Origin of the sequence: Streptococcus mitis (genome assembly GCF_016658865.1) — a bacterium.
Taxonomy (GTDB): domain Bacteria; phylum Bacillota; class Bacilli; order Lactobacillales; family Streptococcaceae; genus Streptococcus; species Streptococcus mitis_BT.
Map to the genome: position 1 here is coordinate 1,593,407 of NZ_CP067992.1, position 14,969 is coordinate 1,608,375.

Consider the following 14,969-nt stretch of genomic DNA (forward strand, 5'->3'; position numbering starts at 1 on the left):
GATTTCTTGCCGACTAGAAATAACTCCAAAAGTATCAGTCCTATACATTGCTCTCCATTTTTTTATCCTTGTAGGATTGAATCTTGTCAAATAATATAGCCAAATTAGAATATCCTTGCATCATTTCATGCTGTTTTATAAATTCCCAGCTTTCTTCATAATCGTCTGCTGGGCATCTGCTCTTGAAAAATGCTAAAATCTCATCTAATCCCTCGTCACCTTTTTCATCATACTGGTCAATAAAATTATCAGCAGCTTCCTGCTTTTCATAATCTGGTAATAATTTTTCAAATAAAACATGCTCTAAATTGACAGAATTATAATATACATAACAAGAAACTTGTATTCTATTGATTGTGAGTGACTCACCTTCTTTTAACAACTGAGCAAGTTTTCTAGACTTTCTTTGTCTAGTTTCTACTATCTCGACTTTTTTTTCTTGTGTCGAAAATAATAGTCTTTGAGTTTCTATATCATATTGAAATGAATCTTTTGGTTCGATAGAACTATCAATCACTAGAGACATTGGATCGATATATATTCCATCAGTGTCTGTGACAAAAGCAACAAAAAGTAAATCCTTTGCTTTCAATTTCTTTTTATCCAATTCCTCAGTAATTCTATCACTTGCAATTTTAGGACCAGACGAAAGAGAATATCTTCTATCAGAAAAAACATCCCCATATATTACTTTTAGTGTAATATGTAACTGATTCAATTGTTTTACTAATGAGTCTGTCACAAAACCTACTACAGTTTCATCAGATTCACCCTCTACGAATATTAGAATAACCTTTCTACTTTTATTTGCCAAGTTTCATACCTGCCTTTCTCAAAGCACGTTTAATTTTACTATTAGATACTCCTTGGTAGAGTTCTTCCGCTTGACCTCCAACCTGTATAGCTCGCAAATAGGTATCTCTCAAATTATTACTTGGTTTTATCCCTGTAAGTCGAATATAACGATTTGTAGGAGAAGTTGTTGAAAATACAACTTTATAAGAAGGAAGCTTCTCTAAAACACGCAAATTATGAGAGGTAAAAATGAGTTGTCCCTTAGCACTTTCAGAAAAAATTTCAATTAGTTCCCCAAGTAGATATTCAAATACTCCAGCATCCAATTCGTCTATAATAGCTATAATATTTTCCTTATTATAGACCTCTACCAAGAATCCAAGCATACTAATAATCTTACGTATACCTTCTGATTCATGTTTTAAAGAAAATCTCTTACCTGCACGATTAGAAATGAAGTTGACCTTTTTATATTTTTCTCCATCTGAATGGGTCTCTGTTTCTCCAGTTTCCATTTCAAGTGTCAAGTCAGGTATAATAATAGGAACAATTTCATTCAAATAAGTAATTGTCCCATCATATACAGGATAAAGTTCTTCAGGTATTGAAAATCCACCATTTTGAAGAGACATTGGAATAATTCCTTGAAAACTAAGATGAGATTCACGGTTATGATAGTTGATTGTCACTGGAGTGACTTCTCCACCTGTCATACTAGATAATTCCTGATTAAATATCCTTAAATTTTGACAGAATTCCTCCATTACTCCATATATTTCAACAAGAGTAGAAAGTTCTTTCTTTCCTGATGCAGTGATGAAAGAACGTAATTCATTTGAAAAAAGGAAGGAACGATTATCATCAGTAATAGTTTTTGTTAATACACTAATCGCATCTTTCCCCATAATGCTTCTTTGAGATTTTAAAGTCCCTGTGTGTTGAGGTTTCACAGAATCAAAATTACTTCCCTCATACTCATATCTCATTAGATAACGATATCTAGCACCACTTTCTAAGGGTCTATAGCCAATCTCTTCTTTTATTACTATTATATCTTGACTACCTGTAGGCTCACTTGCAGCAAACTTTACTTTATACCAAATATTATAACGTTCTGGGACTTCTAACTCTAGCGTAATGTTATTTTCACCCACTTTGTCTATAGCATTAAAGATACCCTTTTTATGAGGTGGAATAGACCCACCTCTTATTAAAGCAGCCAATACTTCAAATACATCTACAACTGCAGTTTTCCCGGATCCATTCTGACCGTAAATACCCGTAACATTGATAAAGTCTGATTTATTCTGAAAATCTATCACTCCATATTGAACGTTTTTTATGTTTTCTATAACAATACTCTTTAACTTCACCATAGATTCCAGCTCCTTATTTCCCAATTTTAATCTATTATACCAAAAAAAGTCATTTTGTATGACTTTTTTTATTATATTTTTCAAAAAAAGTTTGTTTTATTTTTTAAAAAAAGGAATTTCCCCTACTCCACCTTCACCTGTCCATTCATCAGCATTGGCAAGAGCCAATCGCGAAGTTGGGTGAGTTGTTCTACTTCAATTTGAATGGACTTTCTTTTCTCAAAACTTGCCTTAGTTATAGATCTATATTTTTCTATAATTTCTTTATTCGGAATAATAATTTTTAATGGAACTAAACTAGTTCTAGTAAGTTGCTTTTGAACTGAACCAGTAATTACCGAGGATATAGATAAGGATAAAAGTAAATTACTTATATAATCAATATTATATATATCATCTTTTGGTTTAACAACCATTGAATTTCCTGTAATCCAAGAATATGGTCGTGTTATATTTATTATTCCACAATTGCCACGACAACTAATTGTCACCATACTATCTTCATGGTTATATTCAGAATATCGTCCAATAATTCCATTAGCACCGTAAACTAAATACTCACCATCCTCTATCATGTCTTTATCAGAGATTGTTTTTGGCTGATATAAATCAGCAAACTCACCAAGTATAGAGTTTCCCCACCCCTCTGGGATTTCGCGTTTAAGTTCTGGGCTATAGACCATCTTTCCGCCTGATGATTTGTAGGGTTTGCCATTCTGGTCTGGGAAATCAAACTGCACAAACCAGTAGTCATAGAGGGTCTTAGCCATGGCTTCCAACTCTTGGTTGATTTGGTTGTTGATTTGTTTTTTCTTTTCTAACGAATAAAGGAAATCACCAATTTTCTTTTGAGTATCAAAATCTGGTAGCATAATTTCAAGATATGAAAACATCGCCTCATTGAAACTAGCTCTTAGTGTCATTACAGTATTATTTATTATTGTTCTTCTAAACAAAGGACTTCTTAAATAAAAAGCCATGAATTTAGGATAAACAATTGTTTTATCAACCGGCCTAAGTCTTTTCAAAAATCCACTGAAACTAGCTTCAGGATAATCCTTCAAAGCAACTGAAGACATAGCCAATTCATCAACTGTTTCACTAGTGCGTGTTAAAAATATATCACCCTCATTTATTGAGTATTTTTGCTTCTCACCATCTGTCGTATCCATTAAATCAATTAAACTGTCTGGCAAAAAATAATTATTAAAAACAACAGAGAATGAAAGAAATGGTGAACCGTGTCCCGCTTGCTCTTTAGTTGAAGAAATTCCTGAACTCATTTCATAAAGTTCTGATAATTTATATTTTTTCCACTCACTCATACTTCAACCCCTTCATCTGCTTCTCTATCTCCTGCTCCAATGCATGCGATTGCTGGAAGAGGTTGGTGAGTTTGTTTTGAAAGGCTGTCATCTTTGCTTCAAACTCTTCTGCTGTGATATCTACATAGTCGATCTTGATGTCAAAGTATTGACCTGCGCTGAGAGAGTAGTTTTTCTCCTTGATTTCCTCATAAGAAACAGTGACAGAAAAGTCCTCGACGGCTTCTTTCTTGATAAAGGTCTCGACGATCTTCTGCTCTTCCTCAGGAGAGAGCACGGTCTTTTGGTTCTTGCCTTCCTTGACCTTGGTTCCAAGGTTTGAGGCATCGATGAGGACGACATCGCCCTTGTTTTTCTTATCAATAAAGAGGATGGAGACGTTGGTACCTGTCGTCGCAAAGATATTAGACGGCATAGAAACGACACCAGCCAGCATTTGATTGTCCACCAAGTGTTGACGGATAGCCTTATCAATCCCTGACTGGGCAGTGATAAATCCTGTTGGCAAGACAACGGCTGCTTGACCATCTGGCTTCAAGGAGTAGATGATATGCTGAACAAAGAGCTCGTAAATCGCCATCTTATCCTTAGACTTGGCTGGAACTTTTGGCACTCCTGCAAAGAAACGCTCACTGGCTTCTGGCAAGCTTTCCACTCGGTCGCGCCACTCTGAAAAATCTAGCTTGAAAGGAGGGTTAGATACGATATAGTCCATCTTTTCAGGATGACGGTTGGCGATGATGGTATTTCCCTGTACGATATTGTGAATGGAGTGTTGGAGACCATTCAAGATCAGATTGAGACGGAGGAGATTAGATGATTTTTGCGAGATATCCTGACTGTAAACAGTGGTCTTATCCACACCGATACGACTAGCCAGGTTCATTAGCAAGGTTCCAGAACCAGCAGACGGGTCATAAATCCGCACGTTTGATGGTTGGTCATTTCCCACCAAGATATCAGCGATAATCTTAGCCACAGAGTGAGGCGTGTAGTACTCAGCGTACTTACCACCGCCATCTTTGTTGTAGTCCTTAATCATGTACTCAAAGAGGGTAGAGAAAAAGTCGAAACCTTGTGAGAAAATGGTCTCATCAAACTTAACGCGCGCAAGGAGATTGATAATAGCTTTTGCCACTTCGTTACGCTTACTGCTATCTGAGATGGTATCTGTAATCAAACGCTCATCAAAGAGACGGATAGCTGTGTCACCGTCTGTATGAACAGAGAAAATATCGTTATTGTCAATAGCTATCTGATTAAGGGTATTTTCAAAACTCTCGTAGAAAGTCGCTTCATTTTGCTGACGGTGAAGGGTTTCGATTAACTGGTCAGGCTTGAGCCAAGCCGTACTGGTACCGATATCCTCCAAGAGCCAGTCATAGTCATCTACACTCAAAGTCAACAAGTTCTCATAAGTATTAACTTCATCTAGACACTTTGCCTGATATAAAAACTTATCATTTAAAAATTTGTAGAGGAAGGACTGGGTGAGGAGTTTGTACTCACCCGCTTCTCCTCCTAGTCCTGCATGAGTAAAGACTGCTTTCAAATCATCTACCAAGTCTTGGACTTGGATTTTATATGTTTCATTCATTAGTGTTGGTATTCCTCTTCATATCCTTCAAATAGCGACTCGACGATATCGTTAAAAACCTGTCTTGTCAAATCACTTGCAGATTGGTTGGTTTTCATTGAAATTCGGGCTACTTCTCGAATCAATTTCTTGAAGAAGTCCTCATTATCAAGCACTCCTTGATTTTGACCGATTTTGTGGTCCAGTACAACTTTAGAATCTTTAATGACATGATAAACTGCTGGGTACTCGCTTACCATAGTCGAGTTGGTCACGTGTTTATAGGAACGCGCCGCCATTTCATCTCCGCCAAAATTCATCGTCAAACGTCTCATATGAGTACAATGATTTTCCACTGACCTAAAGAGGTCTTTATACTCCTTTTGGATTTCTTTGATGTTTTTCCATAGTGTAGCCTTCTTGCCCATATATTAAGTGTTTTTTCATGATGCGCTGGAATTCTTCGTAGAGAAAAACCCACTCAGGATCTTTCTCATCACGCTGTTTTATGATACCTCCAGCAACTCGACGCTTCAAATCTTCTAAGTCATTGGCTGCTAGACGGAGTTCTTCCTCCGCAATCTTGACAAAACTAAAACTGGTCTCAGACATGGCAAGATTTAAAAGAGTGCGACTAGAAAAATCATCTGGCTTATCTATCAGGGACAAGGTCAGCAAACGTCTTGAGATGACATTGAGCAGAGTTGCAATCTGAGCAATATCAATCTGCTTAATCAAATGGTCATAACCAAGTAAGCGGGCGATATTATAGTATTGCTTAACCGATTCTAAAGCTTTTCGTAGTTCATTTAGTTGCTTTCTATCCTTGATATCATCAATTGATTGAGAAAAGAACTCTAGATTAGAGGTTGGATAGTCCATGAGGATGCGCTCTGTCTTGCTTAGTTCCTGAGAAATTTCCTCTGCTGGCACAAAGAGCGACCCAAACACATCCTCTCCATTTTCCCCAGTCAGGGTCGTATCATACTCTTGATTGAGTTCTTCCAAATATGCACGATTAGTCTTGTCAAACTCCTTAGAAATATCCGCAAAATCAACTACATAGCCAAAGAGATAGTCCTTGTAAGGACGATTCACACGAGTCAAAGTCTGGAGAAGGTTATGAGCCTTAATCTTGCGACCTAGATAGAGACGCTTGAGGCGAGGCGCATCAAAACCTGTCAGGAGCATGGAATAGACGATAATGAGGTCAATCTTACCTTCTTTATAGGCATCCACCTTTTCCTTTTTCTCTTCCTTGTCTCCCTCATCATGGAGGATGAGAGCAGAGGTCAAGTTGGTTGTTCCAGCCTTGCGTCGTTCTTCTAACTGTTTTTCAAGCTCACGCGCCTGCTTGGACGAATCACAGACAATCATGCCACCAATGGTCTGGTCATCAAAAACCAAATCACGCGCACGATTAAAATCCTCCATGATAAAATCAAGCATAGGTTGCACATAGTGCGGATGAGCAAAGATATCTTCTTTTGATAAATCTCCACGTTGGATTTCTTCATTGATTGCTCTGAGATTATCTTTATAGGACGTCTCGATATCTTCTCGCATCAAACGCAAGGTAAAACCATCATCTATAGACTGGTTGTAGTAGTATTTATGGATATAATCCCCAAAAATATCACGTGTGGTTGCATGGCTTTCCTTGGTCTTACCATCTTTCTTGTAGGTAATCAAGGGGGTCCCAGTCAAGGCAATCTTGATCGCATTGGTATCTGCCTGATAGAGATTTGGCAGGTAGGAACCTCGTTCGTTATAAGAGCGATGGGCTTCATCGATAAAGTAGATATTTTGACGATTGAGATCATAGCCAGAGCGGTCGGTCAGGTCTGAATCATCTTTGAACTTCTGAATATTGACAACAGCGACATCATAACCATCTTGTTTTTGATTGAGTTCTCGAGGATTGTTGATGCGCTTAACTTTTAGACCTCTTTTAGTAAATTCCTTAAAGGCTTGGTCTGCCAAATCCAAGCGATCAACGACAAAGTAAAACTGAGGAACAATACCCTGTTTTGAGAAATAATTAGTCAGATAGCGGATATTGAAGAAAGCCAGGGCTGTCTTACCTGAACCCTGTGTATGCCAGATAACGCCTTTTTTGACACCTTTTGCGATGGTTTCTTCGATAGCTCTTGTAGCGAAGTATTGCGGATAACGCATGACATGCTTCTGCAATTGCATCTGCCCTTCCTTGCTTTCTTCTTCTACATAGACCAGCCCAAAGCGAAGCATGAAAAGCAGGCGTTCTTTTTGATACAGAGATGATAAGAAAGTATTGCAGGGAGTGTCGGGCTGTAAGTTTGTTGTAAATTCTGGTTGAGACTTGAGAGCAAAACGCTTCACATCCTCAAGGACAAAGTCAATTTGTTCATCTCTTAAAGGTACAATTGAACCAAGAAAATCTACTTCTCTTTCTTCCTTGAAAGCATTAAATTTTGTTTTTGAATAGGCATTTGAACCGTAGTAAGAACCCTGTTTTTGTTGACCTTGGCCACTGATATAAGGTAAATTATCTGATAAAGCTATCAACTGGGTAATATTGTTAAAACGACGGAACTTACGATTTTCAAAACGGTATCTAGTCCTGTCCTGTTCTGACTGAATCCCTGTCTTTCCATCACGGATAGCATTGGGTTGTTTAAGTTCGATATAAGAAAGGGGAAGTCCATTGATAAACACAACTATATCTGGACGAAATTCATCTTGCCCATTTTGACAAGTGACTTCAAGCGCCAGATGGAAGGTATTGGCTTCAGGATTTTCCCAATCGATATAAACAGCACCTTCTTGTCCCTGTATCCTTTTAAAGAAGGAACGCCCCAAATCATTTTGATCCAGTTCCAGCTTGATATTGGCCAATTCTCTCTCAAAATCTTCATCTGTTAAATAGTTATTAAATGTTAAAAATCGCTCTTTAAAAACAGATACAAGAATATTGGTATCTGGATCTCTTTCTTCAATTTCCTTCCCATTTCGAGGAAGATAGGTATAGCCCATACGCATGAGATGCAGAGCTGCTGGGATTTGTACTCTTGTTAATTCAGAAAAATCTTTTCGTCTTGCCATAAAAACTTCCTTTTGCTAGTCAGAACTGTCTATTTTTACTAACAATATCTTTCAGACTATCTCTTCAATTTGTCTCATAGTTAATTATCTATTATATCATGTTCCGGCCAGAAAACGCTCACTTCCTTCTATTTCAAATCACTTTTGACCTTTTTCTTAGTAATGATGCGGTCGTTTTTGTTGGCTAGAGATTTGAGTCGAGCTTCTAGCAGGATTTTTCGCCCTACTTCGTTGCGGGTGTAAACGAGTTGGTAGTTGCCCAGATACGGTGCGACTGCGTCTAAAAAGAGCTGTGCTTCTTCCTTGCGTTTTTCAAAAAGGCTAGGAACCACAAAATACTTGGACTGACCTGCTGGTGCTTTTTTAGCTACTAAGAGGTAGCGTTGATTGTCCACGGGAGCAAAGAATTCACCCAAGGTCTGAGAGAAGAGCTCCTTATCTCGCATGCTGCCACCTTTTAGATAGGCAAATACGTTAAAGCTTTCCTTGTCCTCCTCGACCTGCACGCGCGACTGGTTATCAGACAAATGCCCTGCAGTCACCATGACTTTGCGAATAGCTTCACCGATCTGGCGCAAGCGTTTATAAGGACTCTTGTAGCTGTAATATCGAAAGGCTGTAATGGCCAGGAAAAGGAAACAAAGAGCTGTCAACCATGGCAAGGCAAAGAAGGTTAGTCGAACGACATAAGCTAGGAGACTAACGGCAAATACCATCAGAGCGTAGCGAAGCCACTTTTCAGCATCCGCTAGGGCAAGCAGAGGGATTCGTTTGCTGTCAGTTGCAACTTCATTGACAATCTCAATCTTATCTGCAACGATGAGAGATTCCTGCCATTTTTTACGTAAGGAGGCGCGATCCTTGGATAGTTCCATGATCTTCTCGTTATAGTCTTCGAGTTTCTTTTTCTTAAATGGGAACTCAGGAAAGTTCAAGCGATCCAGACCTGTTTCAATGGTATCTTCCTTATAGGACAAGCCAAGGAAATGGTCCATGCGACGGGCAAGGGTTTGTAGGTCCTGATAAGTATTGAGGTCTTGTTCTTCTTGATCCTCCTTAGAAAAGACTGGATTTTTGTAAGGTTTGATGGCTACTAGGTGCCAGATATTGCTGGTCTTATCTGGATGTCCTGGCCAGATACGGATGGCACGGCCCCGCATTTGATTGCTGAGCATAAAGCTTCCGACAAAACTTCCGAGGATGAGAGAGTTGACGCAAGGGGCATCCCATCCTTCTCCCAAGAGAGACTTGGTTCCGATCAAGACCTGGATAGAACCTCGTTGGAAGAGCTCGGTCACTGCTGCGACCATCCCCTTAAAGCTGGATGGAAAGCCTACTTGGAGATAAGTACCTTGATCGAGTTTTCCAATGGCAGAGAAGCTTAAGCTAGTGTTTGGAATGAGTGCTTCTAGTTCTGCCTTGACACTAGCAGGTATGATCACGACACTACCAGAAAGGACTGCTATCGGGACAGACAGGTCTTGCTTTTGTGCACTTCTGCGAATGGTTTCAAAGTAAGGGAGTACTCCTAATTGCGTGATTGGTGCTTGGTCATCTCCCAGATAACTGGCAAAATCCTTGCGGATATAGTCCGCCAAGATCAACTGTCTCAAGTCCTTTCCTAGGCTGGCATACTCGGTCTCAAAGATAGATGCAATCCCAGCTAGTTTTCCTAGAGATTGGTTGAGGATTTGGTCATTGGCCTTGGATTCGACCAAGAAAACCTGTCGTTTTTCAATCAGTCCTCTTGATTTCAGATTTGCCTCTATCTTTTTCTTGTTCTCCTGTGGATCCTCATACCAGTCAGGAGTCTGATAGAGAAGGCCTTGCAAGAGAACTTCTAACCAATAATAATTGAGGGCAGGCAAGCCTTCAGCTCCCAGTAAATCTCGTAGATGCTTGGGAATTTCCTGTTTTTGAGCTTGTAGATAAATGAGGAGTGCTGAGAGATACTTGGGATCCTCAAGGAGCATATCCGCAGAAATTTCCCCTTTGAGGACCTTGGAACTCCGAATCAACTCTTGGAAGTCAGGATCAAGGACTAGTTGACTGACATACTGCCACTTGGTGTCTTCAAACTCTTCCAAGCGCTTGTCCTCTTCCTTGGTCGGAAAACAGATATAGACAAAGTCCTGATGAGGGCAAAGAGTGTCTTCCTTAACCAGTTCTGGCACTGTGATTTCTTGGTCAATCTCACCACACATCTGGAGATAACGATCCCAGAGTTCTGGTTCACTGTCATAAGGCGGTGTCGCAGTGAGAGAGATGACTTGCAGTTGCTGGTAGTTTTTACGGAAGTCTTCTAGACTTTTCCACCATTCGTTTCTCAAGTGATGGCATTCGTCCAGACAGAGGGTTTCTACACCCCTTTCCTTGAGTCTGTCAAGCAGGTCAAAGCCTATAAAGTCCTCAACCTCCCCATTATCTTCTTGAGATTGTACCTGTTGCATAGCGCTGTGAAAAGCTTGGTAGGTGGCGATGGTGATTTGCTTCATGTCCTTGAGATTTTGAGACACGAGACTTGTGACTTGGTCCTCATCCTCTAAAAAGGCCTGGCGAATCCTTTCTACCCATTGTTCTCGGATGGTGACCGTCGGCACCAAAACGAGAGCAGGTTTATCAAAGCGGGCAATCAACTCGATCCCTATAGTTGTTTTCCCTGAACCTGGTGCTGCCACCAAGTGAACATGCCCATCTGCTTGGTATTCTTGGAAGTTGCCCAAGACCTGTTTTTGGTAGTTGCGCCAAGTCCCATTAAACTTTAATCCCAACATGATTCTTCCTCAATTTAATTTAGCATTTGATTATTTCCATTTTACCATAATTATTCTACCTCTAGACACTCAGATAGTTTAAAACCGTAAATTATGGTATAGTAGAACTATACTATCTATGAGGAGTTTACATGTCACAGGATAAACAAATGAAAGCTGTTTCTCCCCTTTTACAGCAAATTATCAACATCTCATCGATTGTCGGTGGGGTTGGGAGTTTGATTTTCTGTATTTGGGCTTATCAGGCGGGTGTATTACAGTCTAAGGAAACCCTCTCTGCTTTTATTCAGCAGGCAGGTATCTGGGGGCCACCTCTCTTTATCTTTTTACAGATTTTACAAACGGTTGTCCCTATCATTCCTGGGGCCTTGACCTCGGTGGCTGGTGTCTTTATCTACGGTCACATCATCGGGACAATCTACAACTATATCGGCATTGTCATTGGCTGTGCCATTATCTTTTATCTAGTGCGCCTCTATGGAGCTGCCTTTGTCCAATCCGTCGTCAGTAAGCGCACCTACGACAAGTACATCGGTTGGCTGGATAAGGGCAATCGTTTTGACCGTTTCTTTATCTTTATGATGATTTGGCCCATTAGTCCAGCTGACTTTCTCTGTATGCTGGCTGCCCTGACCAAGATGAGCTTCAAGCGCTATATGACCATCATCATTCTGACCAAGCCCTTTACCCTCGTGGTTTATACCTACGGTCTGACCTATATTATTGACTTTTTCTGGCAAATGCTTTGACATGTAAAAAATCCGTTTGGTTTCCCAAGCGGATTTTGTGCTTTATTTTGAAACTTCTTTTGCAAGAACAAAGTTCCCAAGTGTGGCAGAACCATTTCCTGCGACTGCTGGCGTCACGATGTAATCCCGCACATCTGGTACTGGTAGGTAACCATTGAGAAGAGATGTAAATTTCTCACGGACACGGTCCAGCATGTGTTGTTGAGCCATGACCCCTCCACCAAAGACAATCACGTCTGGGCGGAAAGTCACTGTCGCATTGACCGCAGCTTGAGCGATATAGTAGGCTTGAACATCCCAAACAGGGTTGTTGAGTTCAATATTTTCCCCACGAACACCTGTACGAGCTTCCAAACTTGGACCAGCTGCATAGCCTTCCAGACATCCCTTATGGAAAGGACAAACACCCTTAAACTCTTTTTCAATATCCATTGGGTGTCTAGCAACATAATAATGACCCATTTCAGGGTGACCCACACCGCCGATAAACTCACCACGTTGGATAACACCTGCACCGATACCTGTACCGATTGTGTAGTAAACCAAGTTTTCGATACGGCCACCAGCGTTGTTACGGGCAACCACTTCACCATAAGCAGAGCTGTTTACGTCTGTAGTGAAGTACATTGGCACGTTGAGGGCGCGACGAAGGGCACCAAGCAAGTCCACATTTGCCCAGTTTGGTTTTGGAGTCGTTGTGATAAAGCCATAAGTTTTTGAGTTTTTATCAATATCAATCGGACCAAATGAACCAACTGCAAGACCAGCAAGGTTATCGAATTTTGAGAAGAACTCGATGGTTTTATCGATTGTTTCGATTGGAGTTGTTGTTGGGAATTGTGTTTTTTCTACAACGTTAAAGTTTTCATCACCGACAGCACAGACAAACTTTGTACCGCCCGCTTCCAAGCTTCCATATAATTTTGTCATGATAAACCTCTTGTTTTTATTTTCTTTATTATAGCATATTTCGAAAGTCTAAATTTCTCTATTTTTTAGATTTTCCTCTGTAAATCTTACCATTCAAGCAAAAACGAACAAACATGTCATTTGTTCGTTTTCACATTAGAGAGGATTGATTAGATTTTCACTTCGATCACAGCATCCCCCTTCGCAACTGAACCTGTTGCGACTGGAGCTACTGAAGCGTAGTCGGCTGTATTTGTAACGATAACCATTGTTGTATCATCAAGACCAGCTGCAGCGATTTTGTTTGAGTCAAATGTTCCAAGAACATCGCCAGCTTTTACCTTGTCACCTTGAGTAACTTTTTGTTCGAAACCTTCACCGTTCATTGTTACAGTGTCGATACCAACGTGGATCAAGACTTCAGCACCGTTAGTTGTTTTCAAACCAAAGGCGTGACCTGTTGCAAAGGCGATTGAAACTTCAGCATCAGCTGGTGCATAAACCACACCTTGGCTAGGTTTCACAGCAATACCTTGTCCCATAGCTCCACTTGAGAAGACTGGGTCATTGACATCAGCAAGAGCTACAACGTCACCAACGATAGGAGTTACAAGTGTTTCATTTTGAAGAGCTGCTGGAATGTTACCAGTTGTTTCTTCTTGGACCAAACGTTCTGTCTCTACTTCAGTAGCAACTTCTTTTTCATCCTCGTAACCAAACATGTAAGTAAGAGCAAAACCAAGTGCAAATGATACAGCTACCATAAGAAGGTATTGTGCAAGTTGTCCGTTACCAACATAAAGCATTGTACCAGGGATGATGGTGATACCATTACCAGTACCAGCAAGTCCAAGGATTGAAGCCAATCCACCACCGATTGCACCAGCAATCAATGAAAGGAAGAATGGTTTACGGAAGCGCAAGTTAACCCCGAAGATAGCAGGCTCTGTAATACCGAGGAAGGCAGAAAGAGCAGCTGGGAAAGCAAGTGTTTTTAGTTTTGGATTTTTAGTTTTAACACCAACCGCAACAGTTGCAGCACCTTGAGCTGTCATAGCCGCAGTGATGATAGCGTTGAATGGGTTAGCATGGTCAGCAGCAAGCAATTGAACTTCAAGCAAGTTGAAAATGTGGTGCACACCTGACACGACGATCAATTGGTGAACCCCACCAATCAAGAAACCACCAAGACCAAATGGCATGTTAAGGATCGCTTTTGTAGCGATAAGGATGTAGTTTTCAACAACGTGGAAGACTGGTCCGATGACAAAGAGTCCAAGGATAGACATAACCAAAAGTGTCACGAATGGTGTTACCAAGAGGTCAATCACATCTGGAACAACCTTACGGACAGCTTTTTCAAATTTAGCTCCGACAACCCCGATGATGAAGGCTGGAAGAACGGAACCTTGCAAACCAACAACAGGGATGAAACCAAAGAAGTTCATAGCTGTTACTTCACCACCTTGAGCAACTGCCCAAGCGTTTGGAAGTGAGCCAGAAACAAGCATCATACCTAGAACGATACCAACGGCAGGATTTCCACCGAATACACGGAAGGTTGACCAAACAACCAAACCTGGCAAGATGATGAAGGCTGTATCTGTCAAGATTTGTGTGTAAGTTGCAAAGTCTCCTGGAAGTGGCATTTCAAGAGCGTTGAAAAGACCACGCACACCCATGAAAAGACCTGTTGCTACGATAACTGGGATGATTGGAACGAAAACGTCACCGAAAGTACGGATAGCACGTTGGAACCAATTCCCTTGTTTAGCAGCTTCTGCTTTCATGTCAGCTTTAGATGATGTTGGCAAACCAAGTGCAACAACTTCATCGTACATTTTGTTAACTGTACCTGTACCAAAGATGATTTGGTATTGACCTGAGTTAAAGAAAGCACCTTGAACTTTTTCCAAGTTCTCAATCACTTCTTTATTGATTTTTCCTTCATCTTTGACCATGACACGAAGACGAGTCGCACAGTGGGCAACACTGTTGACATTTTCACGTCCGCCCAAGGCATCGATGACTTTTTTTGCAATTTCTTGATTGTTCATTTGCAAAAATCTCCTTATATAAAATTTTATTCTTGTTTGAAAGCGATTTTATCCGCCCTACGACTTTTATTTTATCATGTTTTAGAAATATGTCAAGCGTTTTGCAGAAAAATATTCTATCCACTTAGTAAGCATGTTTTAGATTGATTGATTTTGACTGTTTTATCAGGCGTTCCTTAAAAAAACAAGTCTAAAATCTTAGTTAAAAGGGTTTTGTTTCATTATCTTTCATATTTTCCTGAAAATGCGATTGATTTCCTGCATTTATTTTGTGACAAACGTTTGACAGTTTTTTCTCTTTTTTAACATAAAAGGCTTGCTTTT

The 14,969-nt window shown here is 40.3% G+C and carries 8 protein-coding genes and 1 pseudogene; 1 reads left to right on the forward strand and 8 read right to left on the reverse strand.

Annotated elements, in window-relative coordinates; all coding sequences use genetic code 11:
- Window positions 1–40: 40 nt before the first annotated feature.
- The 6 genes and pseudogenes from JJN14_RS07970 to JJN14_RS07995 all read right to left on the reverse strand — a co-directional run bounded on the left by JJN14_RS07970 (window position 41) and on the right by JJN14_RS07995 (window position 10,930).
- Window positions 41–814: a hypothetical protein gene (locus tag JJN14_RS07970; RefSeq protein WP_236253686.1), complete on the reverse strand. Its 774-nt coding sequence runs from the start codon at window positions 812–814 to the stop codon at window positions 41–43.
- The gene (locus JJN14_RS07975; protein ID WP_070481875.1) at window positions 804–2,171 is read right to left on the reverse strand and encodes an AAA family ATPase; all 1,368 of its coding nucleotides are present in this window, start codon (window positions 2,169–2,171) and stop codon (window positions 804–806) included. The genes JJN14_RS07970 and JJN14_RS07975 overlap by 11 nt, the downstream gene beginning before the upstream one ends.
- A gap of 122 nt (window positions 2,172–2,293) precedes the next feature.
- Complete coding sequence (locus JJN14_RS07980) at window positions 2,294–3,496, reverse strand: restriction endonuclease subunit S (RefSeq protein ID WP_201058362.1); 1,203 nt, start codon at window positions 3,494–3,496, stop codon at window positions 2,294–2,296.
- A complete protein-coding gene (locus JJN14_RS07985) occupies window positions 3,489–5,093 on the reverse strand; it encodes an HsdM family class I SAM-dependent methyltransferase (RefSeq protein ID WP_201058363.1) in 1,605 nt (534 codons plus the stop codon). Before JJN14_RS07985 ends, JJN14_RS07980 begins: the two co-directional genes overlap by 8 nt.
- Window positions 5,093–8,156, reverse strand: a pseudogene (locus JJN14_RS07990) (DEAD/DEAH box helicase family protein). The gene JJN14_RS07985 and the pseudogene JJN14_RS07990 overlap by 1 nt, the downstream one beginning before the upstream one ends.
- A gap of 128 nt (window positions 8,157–8,284) precedes the next feature.
- Window positions 8,285–10,930 (reverse strand): DEAD/DEAH box helicase family protein, encoded by a 2,646-nt coding sequence (locus JJN14_RS07995; protein ID WP_201058364.1) that lies wholly within the window; start codon window positions 10,928–10,930, stop codon window positions 8,285–8,287.
- Between the two features lie 131 nt (window positions 10,931–11,061).
- Between JJN14_RS07995 and JJN14_RS08000 the strand changes: the two genes are divergently transcribed.
- Entirely contained in the window at window positions 11,062–11,679 is a 618-nt protein-coding gene (locus JJN14_RS08000; RefSeq protein ID WP_201058365.1) for a TVP38/TMEM64 family protein, read from the forward strand.
- Between the two features lie 42 nt (window positions 11,680–11,721).
- Here JJN14_RS08000 and scrK read toward each other — a convergent pair whose 3' ends face one another.
- Both scrK and JJN14_RS08010 read right to left on the reverse strand, forming a co-directional pair.
- A complete protein-coding gene (gene scrK / locus JJN14_RS08005) occupies window positions 11,722–12,609 on the reverse strand; it encodes a fructokinase ScrK (protein WP_000164310.1) in 888 nt (295 codons plus the stop codon).
- A 149-nt stretch (window positions 12,610–12,758) separates the two neighbouring features.
- Window positions 12,759–14,645 (reverse strand): sucrose-specific PTS transporter subunit IIBC, encoded by a 1,887-nt coding sequence (locus JJN14_RS08010; RefSeq protein ID WP_236253687.1) that lies wholly within the window; start codon window positions 14,643–14,645, stop codon window positions 12,759–12,761.
- Between the last annotated feature and the right edge of the window lie 324 nt (window positions 14,646–14,969).

Coding starts and splice junctions, on each gene's coding strand:
- JJN14_RS07985 (WP_201058363.1), bottom strand. CDS start 5,093: ATGAATGAAACATATAAAATCCAAGTCCAAGACTTGGTAGATGATTTG.
- JJN14_RS07980 (WP_201058362.1), bottom strand. CDS start 3,496: ATGAGTGAGTGGAAAAAATATAAATTATCAGAACTTTATGAAATGAGT.
- JJN14_RS08010 (WP_236253687.1), bottom strand. CDS start 14,645: ATGAACAATCAAGAAATTGCAAAAAAAGTCATCGATGCCTTGGGCGGA.
- JJN14_RS07975 (WP_070481875.1), bottom strand. CDS start 2,171: ATGGTGAAGTTAAAGAGTATTGTTATAGAAAACATAAAAAACGTTCAA.
- scrK (WP_000164310.1), bottom strand. CDS start 12,609: ATGACAAAATTATATGGAAGCTTGGAAGCGGGCGGTACAAAGTTTGTC.
- JJN14_RS08000 (WP_201058365.1), top strand. CDS start 11,062: ATGTCACAGGATAAACAAATGAAAGCTGTTTCTCCCCTTTTACAGCAA.
- JJN14_RS07995 (WP_201058364.1), bottom strand. CDS start 10,930: ATGTTGGGATTAAAGTTTAATGGGACTTGGCGCAACTACCAAAAACAG.